The organism is Microbacterium sp. NPDC057658 (genome assembly GCF_042799975.1).
GTDB lineage: Bacteria > Actinomycetota > Actinomycetes > Actinomycetales > Microbacteriaceae > Microbacterium.
In genome coordinates this window covers 1999567-2015594 of the sequence record NZ_JBHVHT010000001.1, presented here as the reverse complement: position 1 = coordinate 2015594, position 16028 = coordinate 1999567, and the positions used below count along the sequence as shown (strand labels likewise).

Sequence of the window (16028 nt, the reverse complement as noted above, 5' to 3'; positions counted from 1 at the left end):
GGCCATGGGCACGCGATCGACGTGGAGGCGTCTGCGCGGCTACCCGCTGGTCCTGGCCTCGATCGTCGTGTCGTACGGCTTTACGGCGGCGCAGGCGTCGGCGAGCCCGAGTCTCGTCGCGCTCGCCGCGCAGCTGCTCACCGTCGCGGCGGCGCTGCACGCCGCAGGGGTGCGGCGGAGGACGGAAGCGGTGGGCGACGCCGCGCTCGGGATCGTCCTGCTCGTCACCATCGCCGCCTTCGCGATGGGACAGCCCGGCACCGTGCTCGCGGTCGGGCTGAGCGTCGCCGCGGCCGCCGCCTACCTGTTCGCCTTGGTGGTGATCATCGCCTCGGAGCTGCGGGGGCGGCGCATCGACGCCCGGACCCTCTGGGCGGCGGTCTGCGCCTACCTGCTGATCGGCATGTTCTTCACCTACGTCTTCAGCGCGATCGCGCTGACCGGCGGCCCGCTTTTCGGAGGACGCGAGCCGGACGCCATCACCGACGTGCTCTTCTTCTCGTTCACGACGATGACGACGACGGGCTACGGCAATGTCGTCCCGGTCGAGGCCGGCGCCCAGAGCGTGGCGATCTGCGAGGCCGTCGTCGGGCAGCTCTTCCTCGTCACCGTCGTCGCGCGCGTCGTGACGGGCTGGGAACGGCGCCCGCGGTTGCGGGAGGACGCCGTCGATGACGATCCCGGCCGCGCGGCGGAGACCTGAGCCGTCACACTCCCGGGGTGATGTGCCCTGACCGGTTCCCCGCTACGGTTCGACGCGTCGGCGTGCGCGCCGCACGGCCACGGCCGACGACGCGAGGAGGGAGGTGACGGCGATGAGCGACCCGGCTCCGCGACCCGACCCCGCCAGCGCCGCCCTGCTGAACGCCAGCCGCACCCTGCGTCCCGGTTTCGGCACCGAGTCCGCCGTGTACGGCACCATCCTGGTGAGCGGTCTGGTCGCGCTGTCCTCCTCCCATGGCGAGACGTCGGCGTCGGTGCTCTTCACGGTCATCGCGACGGTGCTGGTCTTCTGGGGTGCCCACGTGTACGCCGGCACGGTGGCCCGGCACGGTGAGGTCGACGGCCACGTGATCGGCATCGGAGCGGCCCTCCGCCACTCCCTCGCCGATTCCCTGGGGATGCTCGGCGCCGCGGCCATACCGTGCCTCATCCTCACCGCCGGGACGACGCGGCTCATCCCCGACGACCTCGCCAACGACGCCGCCCTCTGGTCCGGCGTCGTGATTCTGGCGCTGCTCGGCTACATCGCCTTCCTCGGACGGGGCAGCGTCTGGTGGGTACGGCTGCTGGGCGCCGCGGGCACCGCGGCATTCGGCATGGTCTTCATCGTGCTGAAGGTCTTCGTGCACTGAGGCCACCGTGCCGGAAGCGAAAAACCCCCGCCGGAGCGGGGGTTTTCGAAGTGCTGGGGTACCTGGACTCGAACCAAGAACAACTGAACCAGAATCAGCCGTGTTGCCAATTACACCATACCCCAAGGGCGAAACCGGAGCCTCGCACCGAGAGTCAAGCTTACCCGAGCGGCGACCGATCACCAAAACCACCGGTGCCGTGTCGCCGCTCGGGCGCGTCGCGGATCAGTTCGCGAGGAACGCCGAGAGCGCGCGCAGGCGCCGCAACGACTCGTCCTTGCCCAGCAGCTCCATCGACTCGAACAAGGGCGGCGAGACGCGGCGTCCGGTGATGGCCACACGCGGCGGCCCGTAGGCCACCCGCGGCTTCAGCTCGAGGTTCTCCACGAGCGCCGTCGACAGCGCCTCCTGGATCTTCTCCGGGGTGAAGTCCGTGACCGGCTCCAGCGCGGTGACGCAGGCGTCGAGCACCTCGGCGGCGTTGGCCGGCAGCCCCTTGAGCGCATCCGCGTCGTACGACACCTCGTCGCGGAACAGGAAGCCGAGCATGCCCGGCACCTCGCCCAGCAGCTGCACGCGCTCCTGCACCAGCGGAGCCGCACGGAACGCCAGGACGAGCTGCTCGTGGGTCGGCTCGTCGAACAGGCCGGCCGCGGCGAGGTACGGCACCGTGCGCTCGGCGAAGTCCTTCACGTCGAGCATGCGGATGTGGTCGCCGTTGATCGACTCGGCCTTCTTCTGATCGAAGCGGGCCGGGTTGGGGTTCACGTTCTCGATGTCGAACGCGGCGATGAACTCGTCGAGCGAGAAGACGTCGCGGTCCGGGCCGATCGACCAGCCCAGCAGCGCGAGGTAGTTCAGCAGGCCCTCGTGGATGAAGCCGCGCTCCCGGTGCAGGAACAGATCGGCCTGCGGGTCGCGCTTGGAGAGCTTCTTGTTTCCGGTCTCCCCCAGCACGAGCGGCATGTGGGCGAACCGCGGCACGAACGTCGTCACACCTGCGTCGATGAGAGCCGCGTAGAGCGAGAGCTGTCGCGCAGTGGACGGCATGAGGTCTTCGCCGCGGAGCACGTGGGTAATGCCCATCAGCGCGTCGTCGACGGGGTTCACGAAGGTGTATAGCGGCACGCCGTTGGGGCGCACGACGACGAAGTCCGGGAAGGAGCCGGCGGGGAAGGTGACCTCGCCGCGGATGAGGTCGACGTACGTGAGGTCTTCGTCCGGCACCCGCAGGCGGAGGGCGGGCTGCCGGCCCTCGGCGCGGAAGGCGGCCTTCTGCTCATCGGTGAGGCCACGGTCGAAGTTGTCGTAGCCGAGCTGCTTCGCGCGGCCGTTGGCCTCGTTGCGGGCGTCGATCTCCTCGGCCGTCGAGTAGCTCTCGTAGAGCGCGCCCGTCGCGAGGAGCTTGTCGATGACCTCGCGGTAGATGTCGTGCCGCTCGGACTGGCGGTACGGGGCGTGCGGTCCGCCGACCTCGACGCCCTCGTCCCAGTCGATCTTCAGCCACGTGAGCGCGTCGACGAGCTGGCGGAAGCTCTCCTCGCTGTCGCGGGCGGCGTCGGTGTCCTCGATGCGGAACACCATCTTGCCGCCGTTGTGACGGGCGTACGCCCAGTTGTACAGAGCCGTGCGGACCATGCCGACGTGCGGCAGCCCCGTCGGGGAGGGGCAGAAGCGGACGCGGACGTCGGCGCCGCTGGCGGTCGTGGTGAGGGGATGCGGAGTAGCCATAGCCCTTCGATTCTACGGGTGCGGGCCGGTCAGCCCCGGCGCGAGACCGCCACGGCCGCGCGGTGCTCCAGGGGCAGCACCGTTCCCACCCGATGCGCCGCGACGGTCTCCTCGAACCCCGCGCGGAACCGGGATCGCTCGGCGGAGGAGAGCCCGGCATACTGCGCCCCGGCGCCGGCCACACCGCCCTCGACCGAGACCCACAGGGCGTCCGGGTCGGCGCGCCAGGTCCAGGTGTGCTCGCTGACCGCCACCTCCGGGAGTCCGGCCTCGACGAGCATGGCCGCGAAGCCGTCCGCCGTGCGATCGAAGTCCTCCTCGGCCGGAAGCCTCTCCCCCGCAGACGGCGGCAGCCCCGCGCGTTCGACGACCTCTGTCCAGAACCACGACGGGGAACGGGTCCAAGTCGTCGCGGCGACCGCTTCCCGTGCGACCCGCCCCAGCTCCCGGGCGGCGGTCCGCGGGGAGGAGACGTGGTTCAGCACGAAGTTCGCCACGACGGCGTCGACGGAACGGTCGTCGAAGGGCAGCGTCGGCAGGCCGCCGTCGATGATGCGCAGCGTCGGGTGCCGCCGGCGGGCGACGGCGCGCATGGTCGGCTCGGGTTCGCAGGCCGTGACGTTCCACCCCAGACCGGCGAAGCGGGCCGCGACGCCACCCTCCCCCGCCCCGACATCGAGGACGCTGCGACCCTCCGCTGGTCCGAGGGCTGCGGCGAGGACATCGACCGTGCCCGCGCACAGGGAGGCGTACGAGGCGGCATAGGCCTCCCCGACGCCGTCCCAGGCTTTCACCGCGCGCTGCTCCGGGCGAGCGGCGACAGCGCGACGATCGCGAGGACGAGCACGGAGGCCGCGATGCCGAGCCCGGCGTACTGGAAGTTCGACAGCACGACGCCGGCGAGGACCGACCCGGCGGCGGCTGACAGGCTCATCAGCGAGTCGCTGCGTCCCTGTCGCCGCGTGCGGACGTCGGGGGCCGACGCCTCGGTGAGCAGGGCGGCGCCGGCGACCGTGCCGGCGCTCCACCCGAGGCCGAGGAGGATGAGCGCCACCATGACACCCCACGCCTCGGTGCCCGCGAAGACGGCGAAGGCCAGGGCACCGCCGAGCAGCGCCTGCCCGAGCAGCACCACGCGCAGCCGGCCCCAGCGGTCGGCCAGCACTCCGAACACCGGCGAGAGCGCGTACATGCCGCCGACGTGCAGCGCGATGGTGATGCCGACGAGTGCCGAGACGTCGGCCGGGGTCGCCGCCGCACCGTGGGCGCCGTGCGCCATGTGGGACAGATGCACCGGGGTCATCGCCATGACCGAGGCCATCACCACGTGCGAGCCCGCGATCGCGAAGATCGCGTAGCGGGCCACGCGCGGGCGGTCCGCCACGGCGGCGCTCGTCGTGGCGGCCGCCGCCTGCGCGAGTCGCTGCGCGGCGAGCAGCGGATCCGGGCGGAGGGCGACGAGGTAGAGCGCGAGCGCCGCGCCCTGCGCCACGAACGAGAAGACGTACGAGCCGGTCTGCGGCGGCATGCCGATCGCCTGGCCGACGATCTCCCCCGGACCGAGCAGCAGCGGGCCCGCCACGCCGCCGATCGTCGTGGACCACACGACGATCGAGAGGTCGCGCCCACGATGCTGCGGGGCCGCGAGGTCCGTGGCCGCGAACCGGGACTGCAGATTGCCGGCGTTCCCCGCACCGATCAGCAGGATGCCGACGAGCAGGAGCGGGAAGACGCGCACGGATGCCGCGAGGATCACCACGGCGATGCCGACGAGGGCGAAGAGGTTGCCGAGGGTGAGGGCGCGACGCCGTCCGAGGCGCGCGGCCATCCGGGCGAGCGGGATCGCACAGACCGCGGCTCCGAGGGTCACCGACGCCGTCGCGAGTCCGGAGAGCGCGTCGCTGCCGGAGATGTCCGCGGCGAGCAGCGCACCGAGCGACACGGTGGCTCCGAACGCGATACCGCCGAGCACCTGCCCCAGCGACAGCACGAGCACGGTGCGACGCTGGACCGCCTGCTGCTGCGTCGCCGTGAGGGCGACCTCGGTCATGACGCGGGAGCGGCGTCGCGCGCGGTGTTGCGGAGGATGCCGAGTCCGGAGATCTCGACCTCGACCGTGTCGCCCGCCGCGAAGGTGCCCACGCCGGCGGGAGTCCCCGTCATGATGACGTCGCCCGGAAGGAGCGTGAACACCGCGGAGGCGTACTCGATGATCGCGGCGACCGAGTGGATCATGTCCGTGAGCGGCGCATGCTGGCGGACCTCGCCGTTCACCCGCGTCTCGATGGTGGCCTGCGCGGGGTCGAAGTCCGTCTCGATCACGGGGCCGAGCGGGCAGAACGTGTCGAAGCCCTTCGCCCGCGACCACTGCCCGTCCTTGCGCTGCAGGTCGCGCGCCGTGACGTCGTTGCCGATCGTGTAGCCGAGCACGTGGTCGAGGGCGTTCTCCGCCTTCACGTTCTTGGCGATCCGTCCGATCACGACTACGAGCTCGCCCTCGTACTCCGTCCGCTCGGACAGCGCGACAGGACGCACGATCGCGTCGTCCGGGCCGATCACGGCGGTGTTCGGCTTGAGGAACAGCAGCGGCTCCTCGGGGGCCACTCCGCCCATCTCGGCGGCGTGGTCGTGGTAGTTCTTCCCGACGCACACGACCTTGGAGCGCGGGATCACGGGCGCGAGCAGCGTGGCCTCGGTCAGCGGGATACGCGCGCCGGTGGTCTCGTACCCGGAGAACATCGGGTCCCCGGCGAGGACCACGAGCTCGCGGTCGTCGATGATCCCGTACATGATGGCGTCGTCGTGGCGGAACCGAGCGATCTTCATCCCTCCACCCTAGATCCCCTGCTCCCCCGTCGAGACCCCGCTCTCTCGTCGAGACCCCGGCTCACGTGCGGAGGCGGGGTGGGGTCTCGACGCGACCCCGGGGGCTCGACAGACCTCAGCCGGGCGGGCGGATGCCGAACGCGGCGAGCCGGCGCCCGAGATCCTCGGGGGTGCGGATGTGCGAGGAGCCCCAGCGCACCACGCGCCACCCCGTGACCCCACGGATCTCGTCCTCGCGGTGCTTCTCCGCCATCACCGCATCGGCCGCCGTGGGCGTCGTCCGCAGCTCCGCGTCCCGGTACTTGTCCTCCCCGTCGAACTCCCCGAAGGCCTGCGACCGCGGGAACCCGAAGTCGGCGAAGTACCGCGCGCCGTCGGGGCCGACGACGGGGATCTGCAGATCGATGTCCCGGAAGCCGAGTCGGTGGAGCTGCAGGCGGCTCACGCTCTCGCCCGGAAGCTGCGCCCGTCCGTCGGCGAAGGCTCCGATCCACCGCGCGCGACGCACACCCCGGAGCCCCGCCACGCACAGCCGGTCGACCTCGGCCCGCCAGGCGTCGACCTCACCGTGGTCAACCTCGTGTCCGTCGATCGAGACCATCCGCAGAGCCGCGTCCCCGGCCGCGACGACGGCCTCCGGACGCAGCAGCCGGGCGAGGTCGACCACGGTACGGATCAACGAGGTGCACCGGAGCCCGTGCCGCCGGACGATGTCGCCCTCGTCGAGCGCCATCTGGTGTCGGACGACCCCGGCCTCGGTCCTGCTGTGCCGACGGCTGCGGATCGCGGTGTGCACGTCGTCCCGGATCGGCCCCACGAGCGGCAGCCCCCAGAGCGCCGCCGCGGAGAGATGCGAGAACACCGGACCTCCGCCGAGGCTGGCCCGACGGACGGCGCACACCCGCACGAGCTGCTTTCCCTCGGGCCACAGCTGGTCCCAGACCTCCCCGTCGACATACGCCCCGCGGTGCACGCGCCGCAGCCTGCCGTGTGCGACCGCCTCCCCCAGCTCCCGTTCCGTGACCCCCGTGTCGAGGACGTCCTCCCGCGATCGCACAAGATCCCAGGCTTCGGAGAACGAGAGGCGCCGCGACATCCCCTCACTCTCCCCCGCCTACTCCCCTCACCTCTCGTTCTCCACACCCCCCACCTCTCTTCCCCCACTCCCCCCGCATTGTGCAGGAACAGTCCCAGCGCGCGAGCCCCCCGGTACACGCCGAGACCCCGCCTTCCACGCGTCGACACGGCGGGGTGTCGGCGGGAAGACGGGGTCTCGGGGAATCGGATCAGGCGTCGAGGCGGAGCAGCCAGCCGTGCTTGTCCTCGCGGCGCCCGTACTGGATGTCGGTGAGCTCCTCACGGAGGGACAGCGCCAGCTCGCCCAGCGGCTGCGGCTCGTCGAAGCCCTCGCCCACGAGCGCTCCGATCGGGGTCACGACCGCGGCCGTGCCACAGGCGAACACCTCGACGATGTCACCGGAGGCCACGCCCTCACGCCACTCGTCGATCGAGATCGGACGCTTCTCGACCGTGTAGCCGCGGTCCTCGGCCAGCTGCAGCAGCGAGTCGCGCGTGATGCCCTCGAGGATGCTGTCCGACTCGGGCGTGACGACGCGACCGTCCTTGAACACGAACACGACGTTCATGCCGCCGAGCTCCTCGACATCGCGGTTCTCGTTGAGGAACACGACCTGGTCGCAGCCCTTCGCACTGGCCTCGGCCTGCGGCAGGAGGCTGGAGGCGTAGTTGCCGCCCGTCTTCGCCTTGCCGGTGCCACCGCGACCCGCGCGGGCGTAGTCCTCGGAGAGCCAGATCCGCACGGGCTTCACGCCTCCCGTGAAGTACGCACCGGCGGGGCTCGCGATCACGTAGTAGGCGACCTTCTGCGCCGCGCGCACGCCGAGGAAGGCCTCCTTGGCGAACATGAACGGCCGCAGGTACAGGCTCTGGTCGGCGCCGGAGGGCACCCAGCGGCCGTCGACGGCGATGAGCTCGCGCAGCGACTGGATGAAGTACTCCGTCGGCAGCTCCGGCAGCGCCAGGCGGCGGGCGCTCGCCTGCAGGCGCGCGGCGTTGCGGTCGGGACGGAAGGTGTGGATCGAACCGTCCGCGTGCCGGTAGGCCTTGATGCCTTCGAAGATCTCCTGCGCGTAGTGCAGCACGGACGCCGCGGGGTCGAGCGGGATCGGGCCGTAGGGCTGCACGCGCGGACGGTGCCAGCCGCCCTTGGCCGACCAGCAGATGTCGACCATGTGGTCGGTGAAGACGACCCCGAAACCGGGGTTCTCCAGCACTTCGGCGACGCGTGCCGGCGAGGCCGCGTTCAGGTTCTTCGTCACGGCGAACTCCAGGGGAGCCACGCTCGTCTCGGCGTCGATCGTCGTCATGTCGTCATCCAATCCTCGTGGGGTGGGCGCATCCTCGCGCCCTGTCAGCCTACGCCCGCCGTTCAGAGACGGGCAGTGATCGCGGAGCCGATCTCCGCGGTGGTGCGGGCACCGCTGCGGGCGGCGATGTCCGCCTCGACCGCGGCGCTCACACGCGCCGACTCGGCCGTCAGGCCGAGGTGGTCGAGCAGCAGCGCGATGGAGAGGATCGCGGCGGTCGGGTCGGCCTTCTGCTGACCCGCGATGTCCGGAGCCGAGCCGTGCACGGGCTCGAACATCGACGGGAAGGCGCCATCGGGGTTGATGTTCCCCGAGGCGGCGAGGCCGATGCCGCCCGTGACGGCGCCGGCGAGGTCGGTGAGGATGTCACCGAAGAGATTGTCCGTCACGATCACGTCGAAACGCGAGGGATCGGTGACGAGGAAGATCGTGGCGGCGTCGACGTGCAGGTAGTCGACGGCGACGTCGGGGTGCTCGGTGGCGACCTCGTTCACGATGCGCTGCCAGATCGCACCGGCGTGCACGAGCACGTTGGTCTTGTGCACGAGGGTGAGCTTCTGACGGCGGCGCTCGGCAAGCGCGAAGGCGTAGCGGACGACCCGCTCGACGCCGAACGCCGTGTTCACGGAGGTCTCGTTCGCGACCTCCTGCGGCGTCCCCTTCCGGATCGCTCCGCCGTTGCCGACGTAGGGCCCCTCCGTCCCTTCACGGACCACGACGAAGTCGACCTCGCCCGGGTCGGACAGCGGACCGGGCGCTCCGGCGAAGAGCTTCGAGGGGCGCAGATTCACGTAGTGGTCGAGGGTGAACCGGAGCTTCAGCAGGAGTCCGCGCTCGATGTTCGCGTCCCTCAGGCGCGGGTCCCCCGGCGTGCCGCCGACCGCGCCGAGGAGGATCGCGTCGTGGGCGGAGATCGCGGCGAGGTCGTCGTCGGTGAGCGTGTCGCCGGTCTCGAGGTACCGGCCGGCACCGAGCGAGAAGCGGGTCTTGTCGAACGTCACGGCGCTGTCGGCGGTGACGGCGTCGAGCACCTTCTCCGCCTCGGCGATGACCTCGGGACCGATGCCGTCACCCGGGATGACGGCCAGCTTCACGACACGCGACATGAGACTCCTTGCGCACTGCACGGGGGTGGACCGGCCGCGGCGCGACCGCGGGTCGGACGGGCCGGTCCCCCCAGCGTAGTGGTCAGTGCGTGGGTGCCTTGCGCAGTGTGACGGCCGCGATGACCGCCGCGACGACGACGAGGCCCGCACCGATGAGCGACGTGACCGTGACTCCCGAGCCGAACGCGTCGGCCGCCGCCTGCCACAGGGCGTCGCCGAGCGCGGCCGGGAGCTCGTGGGCGGCGGTGTACGCGCCGGCCAGCGTCTCCTGCGCAGCGCGGGCCACCTCGGCCGGAAGCCCCTCGGGCAGCACCAGCGCGCCGCGGTAGAACGCGGTGATGATGCCGCCGAGGATCGCGGTCCCCAGCACGGCGCCGAGCTCGTACGCCGTCTCGGACACCGCGCTCGCGGCACCCGCCTTCGCCGCGGGGGCGCTGGAGAGGATGAGCTCGTTCGAGATGGTCTCGGCCGCACCGATGCCGATGCCGAGGACGACGAAGGCGAGGATGAGCGGTGCCACGCCGTGCTCGTGCGTCGTGAAGGCGACGATGAGGTACCCCGCGACGGAGAACACCAGCGCCGCCGGGATGAGCACATGCGGCGGAACCCGCCGCGAGATCGGCACCACCGTGAGTCCGGCGACGATCATGGCCGCCATCCCGGGCACGAGAGCGAGGCCCGCGACCATCGGCGAGAGCCCCAGCACGAGCTGCAGGTGCTGCGAGACGAAGTAGAGGAACCCGACGAGGGCCACGACGCTGAGCAGGTTCACCAGGATCGCGCCCGAGAACGACCCACGGCGGAACAGCGCCATGTCGAGCATCGGGGTGTCGGCGCGGAGCTGACGGCGCACGAACAGCGTCCCCATCACAAGACCGAGCAGAGCCCATCCCCCGGCGTACAGCGACGGACCGTCGACCGCGAACGACTTGATCGCGTAGACGACCGGGATCATCGCGGCCATCGAGAGGGCGATGCTGAGCGGGTCGATGCGGCCGGGGTTGGGGTCACGGCTCTCCGGCACGAGCAGCGGTGCGGCGATGAGCAACGGGATGAGGACGGGGACGGCGATGAGGAACACCGAGCCCCACGCGAAGTGCTCGAGGAGGAAGCCCCCGACGATCGGGCCGAGCGCGGATCCGGCGGAGAACGCGGACGCCCAGACCGCGATGGCCATGCGGCGCTGGTCGCGGTTCTGGAAGATCGATCGCAGCAGCGACAGCGTCGACGGCATCAGCATGGCGCCGAAGAAGCCGAGCAGCGCACGGGCGGCGATCAGCAGGCCCGCGGTCGGCGCGAAGGCGGCCAGCGCGGAGACCACGGCGAATCCGGTGGCGCCGATGAGGAGCAGGCGGCGACGCCCGAAGCGGTCCCCGAGCGTTCCCATGGTCACCAGGAGTCCGGCGAGCACGAGCGGATAGACGTCGATGATCCAGAGCTGCTCGGCCCCGCTCGGCGCGAGCGAGATCGAGATCTCGGGCAGCGCGAAGCTCAGCACCGTGTTGTCCACCGACACCAGCAGCACCGGGAGCATGAGGACGACGAGCGCCGCCCACCCCCGAGCCCCGACGCGGGAAGCTTCCGTCTCTGTCGTCGGGATCGACGCAGTACGGGTCATGGAACACCTTTCCTTCCTGCGGACGACTCGTTACTAAACCGTCCGGCTGGTATAGTAACAGATGCCGCCCTCCCGTTTCCGCTCAGAGGATGACCGATGCCCCGCCCTCCCCTCGCCCGCGAGAAGGTCCTCGACGCCTTCGAGGCGATTCTCATCGACGAGGGCGAACGCGCCGCGACGCTCGAGGCCACGGCGAAGGCCGCGGGCGTGTCGAAGGGCGGCCTGCTCTACCACTTCCGCTCCAAGGACGACCTCGAGGCCGGGCTCCTGGAGCGCCTCGACCACCTGACCACGCTCGACCTGGAGCGCATGCGCACCGCCGACGAAGGTCCCGTCGCGTACTACGTCCGGACCTCGGTGATGGAGGACGACGCCCTCGATCGGGCGCTCATCGCCACGACCCGGCTGGCCCAGGGCGGTTCGACCGCCGCGTCCGACATGCTCCGGGATACCCGGCGCCGCTGGGCGGAGACGATCCGTCCGCACGTCCGTGACACCGCCAGCCTCGACCTCGTGATGCTCGTGAGCGACGGCCTCTACTTCAACAACTCGCTCGACGTGCACGGCCCGGAGCGCCTGGTCCCGCGGAGCGACGAGCTCGCCGATCTCATCGCGCTCGTGCTGCGGGCCACCGCCTGACGCCGGAAAAGGCTGCAGATACGGAGAAGGGCGGGAGCATCGCGCTCCCGCCCTTCTCCCCCGCTCTGCGGTGTCAGACCTCGGTGATCTCGATCTGGCGGAAGAGGTCGGCGTCGATGGCGCCGCGCACGTCGTCCAGCAACTCCTCGGAGACGGGCGAGTCGAGCGTCAGCACGCTGAGCGCCTGGTCCCCCGCTGCGAGCCGCGAGATCTGCATGCCGGCGATGTTGATCCCGGCCTCGCCGAACTTCTGCCCGTAGACGGCCACGATGCCGGGGCGGTCGGTGTAGAGCATCACGACGTGGTGCTTCTCGATCGGCAGCTCCAGGGCGTGGTCGTTGATGCCGACGAGCTTCTCGGCCTGCTTCGGTCCGGTCAGCGTGCCCGACACCGAGAGCTGCGATCCGTCGGACAGCGCCCCCGTGAGGGTGATGACGTTCCGGTACTCCTCGCTCACGTCGTCCTTGAGCAGGCGCACCGTGATGCCGCGCTGCTCCGCCAGGAGCGGCGCGTTCACGTACGACACGGTCTCGCTCACGATGTTCGTGAAGACACCCTTGAGGGCGGCGAGCTTGAGCACGCTCACGTCGTAGTCGTTGAGCTCGCCGTGCACCTCGACGTCGAGGCTCGTGAGCGGCGACGTGGCCAGCGCGGCGAAGATCTGGCCGAGCTTCTCCACGAGCGAGATGCCGGGACGCACGTACGGATCGATGACGCCGCCCGCGACGTTGACCGCGTCCGGGACGAGGTCGCCGCCGAGCGCGAGCCGCACCGAGCGCGCGACCGAGACGCCGGCCTTCTCCTGCGCCTCTTCCGTGCTCGCACCGAGGTGCGGGGTCACGACGACGTTCGGGAGGTCGAGCAGAGCGCGGGCGCTGCCACCCTCGGCCGGGGGCTCGGAGGTGAAGACGTCCAGGCCGGCGCCGGCGATCTCGCCGGCGACGAGCGCCTCGTGCAGCGCCTCCTCGTCGATGAGCCCGCCGCGGGCGACGTTGACGACGAAGGCGGTCGGCTTCATGGCGGCGAACTGCTCGGCGCCGATCATGCCCGTCGTCTCCGGGGTCTTGGGCATGTGGATCGTGAGGAAGTCGGCCTCGGCGACGAGCTCGTCGAGCGAGAGGAGCTGCACGCCGAGCTGCTGGGCGCGCGCCGAGGTGACGTAGGGGTCGTACGCGACCACGCGCATGTCGAAGGCGGCGAGGCGAGCGGCGACGAGAGCGCCGATCCGGCCGAGTCCGACGATGCCGACGGTCTTCTCGAAGAGCTCGGCGCCGGTGAAGGAGCTGCGCTTCCACTGCCCGGCGGACAGCGAGGCGTGCGCGGCCGGGATCCGGCGGGCCAGGCTGAGGATGTGGCCGACCGTCAGCTCGGCGGCGGAGACGATGTTCGACGTCGGTGCGTTGACGACCATGACGCCGGCCGCGGTCGCGGCCTTGATGTCGACGTTGTCGAGGCCGACACCGGCCCGCGCGACGACCTTGAGCTTCGGCGCGTGCGACAGCGCCTCCTCATCGATGCGGGTGGCGGAGCGGATGAGCACCGCGTCCGACTCCGCGAGGGCGGCGAAGAGCGCCTCGCGATCGGTGCCATCGACGTGGCGGACGTCGAAGTCGGGGCCGAGCGCCTCGATCGTGGCGGGAGAGAGTACTTCGGCGATGAGCACGACAGGCTTCGGCACAGTGGATCCTTCGGGGCAGCGCGACAGGCGGGAGGGGCCGATGCGCCGCACACCGTCGGGGGCGCGATCGCGACAACTCTACCGGAGCGCCGGGACCGCTCCGTGCCGTGTGACGGCGTGACGGATCCTGCTCAGGCGCTGGGCAGCGTCAGACTCAGCGCGAGCAGGCTCATCCAGAACACCGCGACGATCCCGAGTCCGGCGAGGAACGTCAGAGCGAGCTCGCCCACCCGCCGCCGCCGACCGATCGCGAAGGCGAACCCGAACACGAGGACGGGGAACACCACGCCGAACAGGAGCGTCGCCCATCCGGTGCCGGTGAGGCCGGTCTGGGCCATGGTGATGAGGTGGGCGACCGCGTTCCACACCGCGTAGGCGTAGAAGAGCCCGGCGAGGGCGACGACGGTCCATACGAGCCAGCGCGGCGAGCCGGTCGCCACCGCGGACGGGGACTTCGGAGTGGTCATGAGCCGATCACCCCCACGGTCACGAACGGCCACGGCACGAGCAGCACGACGCCCGCCAGGAGCACGGCGGCTCGGATCCAGGAGGCCCGGCCCCGCGTCAGCACCCATGTCGCGAGGAACCACAGCGCGGGGGCGGCGATCGCCAGCACGAACCAGGGCAGGAACATGAAATCCGCGACGAGGAACGAGGCGAGCGGCTGCAGCCGGAGACCGCCCGCGATCCAGCCGAGGGTGTAGAGCAGGTAGACGCCGCCGACGACGCCGACGAGTACCAGCATCGCGTTGCTGAGCCCGGAGGGCGCCGCGGTCGTCTCGTCCCCCGACGCCGGTGCGGACGCCGCGGGGGTGACGGCCTCGGCCGGGGTCGGTTCCGGAGCCGGCGTGGTGCGCCGTGCGGCGTCCCGGGGGCGTCGCTCCGCGCTGTCGTCGCCCTCCCAGCTCAGGGCGTCGTCCGAATCGGATGTCATCTCTCCAGCGTAGGACACCGCGGCCACTAGGCTCGGGGATGCCTCGGCGGGGTCGCCGGGCACTTTCGGGGGAAAGGACAACCATGGCCGAGAACGAGCAGACGTCTTCCGCCGCGCCGCGTCGTGCCACGACCGGCGAACCGCCCGCGGGCTGGACGCCGAGCCCGGAGGCCAAGGCCTCCGCGACGCGCTTCCGCATCATCGCCGCGCTCCTCTGGGCGCTCGCGATCGCGGGCGAGGCCGTCGGCATCTTCTGGCTCCTGCGCCAGCGCGAGTTCGTCGACGAGGGCGGCGCGCTCGTCCGCGATCCGGACACCGGCCTCCTGGAAGAGCAGGGAGCGACGGCGCAGTTCCCGCAGTGGGCGTTCATCGCCCTGCTCGTCCTGCTGGTCGTGATCGCGGCACTGTCGATCATCGGCTCGATCCTGTGGAAGAAGGCCAACACCCTCGACCCGGCGCGGCGCGCGGACAGGACGCGGTTCTTCGTCCAGAACCAGCTCGGCGCGATCATCGCGGTCGTCGCCTTCCTCCCCCTGGTCATCCTCATCTTCCTGAACAAGGACATGGACAAGGGACAGAAGGCGACCGCCGGCATCGTCGGCATCGTCCTCGCCGTCCTCGCCGCGATCGTCGGGACGAGCCTCGCCCCGCCGTCCGTCGAGCAGTACACCGCGGACCAGTCCGCCGTGATCCAGCTCCTCGGGGCCGATGAGGTCGTGTGGGTCGACGGCGGCAAGGTCTATCACGTCTGCGACGAGGTGCCCGCGATCCAGACCGGCAGCGAGATCCGCACCGGCACCACCTCCGAGGCCATCGAGGCGGGGAAGATCCGGCTCACCCTGCAGTTCGCGTCCGAGCTGCGCACCTGCGGCCTGGCGGTGCCCGAGAATGCCGACGAGATCACCGAAGCCCTCCGCGCGATCCAGGCCGGCCAGGTCGACACGCCTCTGCCTGCTCCGGTCTGGGCCGACCCGACGGATGCCCCGATCCAGATCGAGGACGCCCCCGCCGACGCGGGCTGACGTCAGGAGGCGCCCAGGGCCTCGACGAGACGATCCTCCGCCGAGGCGAGGTGGGCACGCAGCACCGCGGCCGCGCGCTCCGCGTCCCCGGCGGCGACGGCCTCGAGCATCTCCGCGTGCTGCGCGGCGATGAGTTCCGCGTCGAGGAGACGCCGCCCCTGCACCTGCGCCATGCACAGCCGCACCTCGTCCAGCACGCTCCGGTACATGCGACTGGTGCGCTCGCTGCCCAGCCCGTCGATGAGGGCCGTGTGGAAACGGAGGTCGGGGTCGACCGTCGCGGGATCGGGGCCCGGTGCCATCGCCTGCAGCTCGGCGTTCGCCGCCACAGCGGCCGCCGGCACGGCGGCGGTCTCCGCCAGTTCGCGCAGCGCCGCGCTCTCCAGCCGGATCCGCGTGCGGTAGACGTCGCGAACGGTCTCCGCCTCGATGCCGACCACGCGCGCCGTGCGATGCGCCGTCCGCACGAGCAGCCCGCTGGCCACCAGCTGCTCGATGGCCGCTTTCGCGCTGGGACGGGCGACGCCGTAGGCCTGGGAGACCGCCGCCTCGGTGAGCGGCTCCCCCGAGCGGATCTCGCCGGAGAGGATCCGGGTGCGCAGCTGTCCGGTCACGGCGTCGACCACGCCGACCACGCCGAGGGGGCGCTCCGCGATCGAGGTCATGCGGAACAGTCTAGTGAGGCGTCCGTCGTTCAGTACACTTGTCTGACAATCTTTGAGCGGAGCAGAG

At 71.2% G+C, this 16028-nt stretch carries 16 protein-coding genes and 1 tRNA gene; 4 read left to right on the top strand and 13 right to left on the bottom strand.

Annotated features, from left to right (window positions below):
- Window positions 1–4: 4 nt before the first annotated feature.
- Both ACFU8V_RS09550 and ACFU8V_RS09545 read left to right on the top strand, forming a co-directional pair.
- A complete protein-coding gene (locus ACFU8V_RS09550; protein WP_303709523.1) occupies window positions 5–703 on the top strand; it encodes an ion channel in 699 nt (232 codons plus the stop codon).
- A gap of 112 nt (window positions 704–815) precedes the next feature.
- Window positions 816–1355 carry a hypothetical protein gene (locus tag ACFU8V_RS09545; RefSeq protein ID WP_144881004.1) on the top strand — a complete coding sequence of 180 codons (540 nt, stop codon included), beginning with the start codon at window positions 816–818 and terminating at the stop codon, window positions 1353–1355.
- Between the two features lie 53 nt (window positions 1356–1408).
- Here ACFU8V_RS09545 and ACFU8V_RS09540 read toward each other — a convergent pair.
- The 9 genes from ACFU8V_RS09540 to ACFU8V_RS09500 all read right to left on the bottom strand — a co-directional run bounded on the left by ACFU8V_RS09540 (window position 1409) and on the right by ACFU8V_RS09500 (window position 11023).
- Window positions 1409–1480, bottom strand: a tRNA-Gln gene (locus ACFU8V_RS09540).
- A gap of 100 nt (window positions 1481–1580) precedes the next feature.
- Window positions 1581–3086, bottom strand: coding sequence for a glutamate--tRNA ligase (gene gltX / locus ACFU8V_RS09535; RefSeq protein ID WP_249521971.1), 1506 nt, complete (start codon window positions 3084–3086; stop codon window positions 1581–1583).
- 29 nt (window positions 3087–3115) lie between these two features.
- Window positions 3116–3880 carry a class I SAM-dependent methyltransferase gene (locus tag ACFU8V_RS09530; protein ID WP_303709521.1) on the bottom strand — a complete coding sequence of 255 codons (765 nt, stop codon included), beginning with the start codon at window positions 3878–3880 and terminating at the stop codon, window positions 3116–3118.
- Complete coding sequence (locus ACFU8V_RS09525) at window positions 3877–5136, bottom strand: MFS transporter (RefSeq protein ID WP_315105271.1); 1260 nt, start codon at window positions 5134–5136, stop codon at window positions 3877–3879. Before ACFU8V_RS09525 ends, ACFU8V_RS09530 begins: the two co-directional genes overlap by 4 nt.
- On the bottom strand, window positions 5133–5912 hold the full coding sequence (locus ACFU8V_RS09520; protein WP_303709519.1) for a fumarylacetoacetate hydrolase family protein: 780 nt from the start codon (window positions 5910–5912) through the stop codon (window positions 5133–5135). The genes ACFU8V_RS09525 and ACFU8V_RS09520 overlap by 4 nt, the downstream gene beginning before the upstream one ends.
- A 115-nt stretch (window positions 5913–6027) precedes the next feature.
- Window positions 6028–7008: a hypothetical protein gene (locus tag ACFU8V_RS09515; RefSeq protein ID WP_378870678.1), complete on the bottom strand. Its 981-nt coding sequence runs from the start codon at window positions 7006–7008 to the stop codon at window positions 6028–6030.
- Window positions 7009–7198: 190 nt separating this feature from the next.
- Window positions 7199–8299, bottom strand: coding sequence for a branched-chain amino acid aminotransferase (locus tag ACFU8V_RS09510; protein WP_062634807.1), 1101 nt, complete (start codon window positions 8297–8299; stop codon window positions 7199–7201).
- Window positions 8300–8361: 62 nt separating this feature from the next.
- Window positions 8362–9405: a 3-isopropylmalate dehydrogenase gene (locus ACFU8V_RS09505; RefSeq protein WP_303709517.1), complete on the bottom strand. Its 1044-nt coding sequence runs from the start codon at window positions 9403–9405 to the stop codon at window positions 8362–8364.
- 82 nt (window positions 9406–9487) lie between these two features.
- Window positions 9488–11023: an MFS transporter gene (locus tag ACFU8V_RS09500; RefSeq protein WP_025103285.1), complete on the bottom strand. Its 1536-nt coding sequence runs from the start codon at window positions 11021–11023 to the stop codon at window positions 9488–9490.
- Between the two features lie 96 nt (window positions 11024–11119).
- Between ACFU8V_RS09500 and ACFU8V_RS09495 the strand changes: the two genes are divergently transcribed.
- Window positions 11120–11662 (top strand): TetR/AcrR family transcriptional regulator, encoded by a 543-nt coding sequence (locus tag ACFU8V_RS09495; protein WP_025103284.1) that lies wholly within the window; start codon window positions 11120–11122, stop codon window positions 11660–11662.
- 73 nt (window positions 11663–11735) lie between these two features.
- Here ACFU8V_RS09495 and serA read toward each other — a convergent pair whose 3' ends face one another.
- The 3 genes from serA to ACFU8V_RS09480 all read right to left on the bottom strand — a co-directional run bounded on the left by serA (window position 11736) and on the right by ACFU8V_RS09480 (window position 14274).
- Window positions 11736–13340 carry a phosphoglycerate dehydrogenase gene (serA, locus tag ACFU8V_RS09490; RefSeq protein WP_025103283.1) on the bottom strand — a complete coding sequence of 535 codons (1605 nt, stop codon included), beginning with the start codon at window positions 13338–13340 and terminating at the stop codon, window positions 11736–11738.
- Window positions 13341–13471: 131 nt separating this feature from the next.
- Window positions 13472–13807: a hypothetical protein gene (locus tag ACFU8V_RS09485; RefSeq protein WP_025103282.1), complete on the bottom strand. Its 336-nt coding sequence runs from the start codon at window positions 13805–13807 to the stop codon at window positions 13472–13474.
- Window positions 13804–14274, bottom strand: a complete 471-nt coding sequence (locus tag ACFU8V_RS09480) for a hypothetical protein (RefSeq protein WP_025103281.1) — start codon at window positions 14272–14274, stop codon at window positions 13804–13806. Before ACFU8V_RS09480 ends, ACFU8V_RS09485 begins: the two co-directional genes overlap by 4 nt.
- An 83-nt stretch (window positions 14275–14357) precedes the next feature.
- Here ACFU8V_RS09480 and ACFU8V_RS09475 point away from each other — a divergent pair, with 83 nt between their 5' ends.
- Window positions 14358–15296: a hypothetical protein gene (locus tag ACFU8V_RS09475; RefSeq protein WP_025103280.1), complete on the top strand. Its 939-nt coding sequence runs from the start codon at window positions 14358–14360 to the stop codon at window positions 15294–15296.
- 2 nt (window positions 15297–15298) lie between these two features.
- Here the strand turns inward: ACFU8V_RS09475 and ACFU8V_RS09470 are convergent, their stop codons facing one another.
- Entirely contained in the window at window positions 15299–15961 is a 663-nt protein-coding gene (locus ACFU8V_RS09470) for a GntR family transcriptional regulator (RefSeq protein WP_029989224.1), read from the bottom strand.
- Window positions 15962–16028: the final 67 nt, after the last annotated feature.

What these genes read in the sequence shown, in the direction of transcription:
- ACFU8V_RS09505 (WP_303709517.1), bottom strand. Translation starts at nt 9,405, where the DNA reads ATGTCGCGTGTCGTGAAGCTGGCCGTCATCCCGGGTGACGGCATCGGT.
- ACFU8V_RS09550 (WP_303709523.1), top strand. Translation starts at nt 5, where the DNA reads ATGGGCACGCGATCGACGTGGAGGCGTCTGCGCGGCTACCCGCTGGTC.
- ACFU8V_RS09525 (WP_315105271.1), bottom strand. Translation starts at nt 5,136, where the DNA reads ATGACCGAGGTCGCCCTCACGGCGACGCAGCAGCAGGCGGTCCAGCGT.
- ACFU8V_RS09545 (WP_144881004.1), top strand. Translation starts at nt 816, where the DNA reads ATGAGCGACCCGGCTCCGCGACCCGACCCCGCCAGCGCCGCCCTGCTG.
- ACFU8V_RS09495 (WP_025103284.1), top strand. Translation starts at nt 11,120, where the DNA reads ATGCCCCGCCCTCCCCTCGCCCGCGAGAAGGTCCTCGACGCCTTCGAG.
- ACFU8V_RS09510 (WP_062634807.1), bottom strand. Translation starts at nt 8,299, where the DNA reads ATGACGACGATCGACGCCGAGACGAGCGTGGCTCCCCTGGAGTTCGCC.
- ACFU8V_RS09470 (WP_029989224.1), bottom strand. Translation starts at nt 15,961, where the DNA reads ATGACCTCGATCGCGGAGCGCCCCCTCGGCGTGGTCGGCGTGGTCGAC.
- ACFU8V_RS09475 (WP_025103280.1), top strand. Translation starts at nt 14,358, where the DNA reads ATGGCCGAGAACGAGCAGACGTCTTCCGCCGCGCCGCGTCGTGCCACG.
- ACFU8V_RS09520 (WP_303709519.1), bottom strand. Translation starts at nt 5,912, where the DNA reads ATGAAGATCGCTCGGTTCCGCCACGACGACGCCATCATGTACGGGATC.
- ACFU8V_RS09500 (WP_025103285.1), bottom strand. Translation starts at nt 11,023, where the DNA reads ATGACCCGTACTGCGTCGATCCCGACGACAGAGACGGAAGCTTCCCGC.
- ACFU8V_RS09515 (WP_378870678.1), bottom strand. Translation starts at nt 7,008, where the DNA reads ATGTCGCGGCGCCTCTCGTTCTCCGAAGCCTGGGATCTTGTGCGATCG.
- gltX (WP_249521971.1), bottom strand. Translation starts at nt 3,086, where the DNA reads ATGGCTACTCCGCATCCCCTCACCACGACCGCCAGCGGCGCCGACGTC.
- ACFU8V_RS09480 (WP_025103281.1), bottom strand. Translation starts at nt 14,274, where the DNA reads ATGACATCCGATTCGGACGACGCCCTGAGCTGGGAGGGCGACGACAGC.
- ACFU8V_RS09485 (WP_025103282.1), bottom strand. Translation starts at nt 13,807, where the DNA reads ATGACCACTCCGAAGTCCCCGTCCGCGGTGGCGACCGGCTCGCCGCGC.